Annotated in this window: 1 protein-coding gene; it reads right to left on the bottom strand. The window is 71.5% G+C overall.

Annotated elements, in window-relative coordinates; translation table 11 throughout:
• Nucleotides 1-33: 33 nt before the first annotated feature.
• The coding region (locus tag ACJTNH_RS20725) for an LGFP repeat-containing protein (protein WP_458179162.1) at nucleotides 34-1,090 on the bottom strand (1,057 nt) is incomplete at its 5' end.

The following is a 1,090-nucleotide window of genomic DNA, read 5'->3' as shown; positions in this document are numbered from 1 at the left end:
GCCGGGAGCTGGCCGGGTGGGTCAGCGGGTGGGTCAGCGGGTGGTGATGGTGCCGGTGGCGGTGTCGTAGGTGACGGTGGCGCCGGTGAACTCCTGGGTGACGCGGCCGGGGGTCTGGCGGGGTTCGTCGGCCGGGTAGCCCCAGGGGCCGTTCTCCCAGCCGGTGGCGGCCCAGGCGTCCTTGATGGCGTCGGTGACCAGGTGGGCGCCGGTGGCCGGGGACCAGTAGATGGACCCGTGCTGGAAGTGGGTGAAGCAGCCGCCGGCGCGCAGGCCGCAGTTCTCGTCGGTGGTGGGGTAGCCCAGGTAGCCGTTCTCCCAGCCGGTGAGTCCCCACAGGGCGCGGATGCTGCCGCGGGTGAAGTGGGAGCCGGTGGCGGCGGTCCAGTACAGGCTGCCGCCGGCGAACTCTTGGAAGCAGCCGGCGTTGACCAGTCCGCAGGAGGGGTTGCCCACCGGGTAGCCCAGGGTGCCGTTCTCCCAGCCGGTGGCCGCCCACTTGTCCCGCATGGTGGCCAGCACGAAGTGCGCGCCGCCGGTGGGGGTCCAGTAGATCGATCCGCCCTGGAAGTGGGTGTAGCAGCCACCGTTGCGGATCCCGCAGATCTCATCGCCGGTGGGGTAGCCCAGCAGCCCGTTCTCCCAGCCCACCGCACCCCACAGGGCGCGGATGCTGCCGCGGGTGAAGTGGGCGCCGGTGGCGGCGGTCCAGTACAGGCTGCCGCCGGCGAACTCCTGGAAGCAGCCGGCGTTGACCAGTCCGCAGGAGGGGTTGCCCACCGGGTAGCCCAGGGTGCCGTTCTCCCAGCCGTAGGCCGCCCAGGTGCTGCGCATGCTGTTGAGCACGAAGTGCGCGCCGCCGGTGGGGGTCCAGTAGATCGATCCGCCCTGGAAGTGGGTGTAGCAGCCACCGTTGCGGATCCCGCAGATCTCATCGGAGACCGGGTAGCCCAGCAGCCCGTTCTCCCAGCCCACCGCACCCCACAGGGCGCGGATGCTGCCGCGGGTGAAGTGGGCGCCGGTGGCGGCGGTCCAGTACAGGCTGCCACCGGCGAACTCCTGGAAACACCCACCACCCACCAGCCCACAG

This window comes from Modestobacter lacusdianchii (assembly GCF_054177765.1).
The sequence above is the reverse complement of the archived record's forward strand: the minus strand, read 5'-3'. Positions and strand labels throughout refer to the sequence as shown.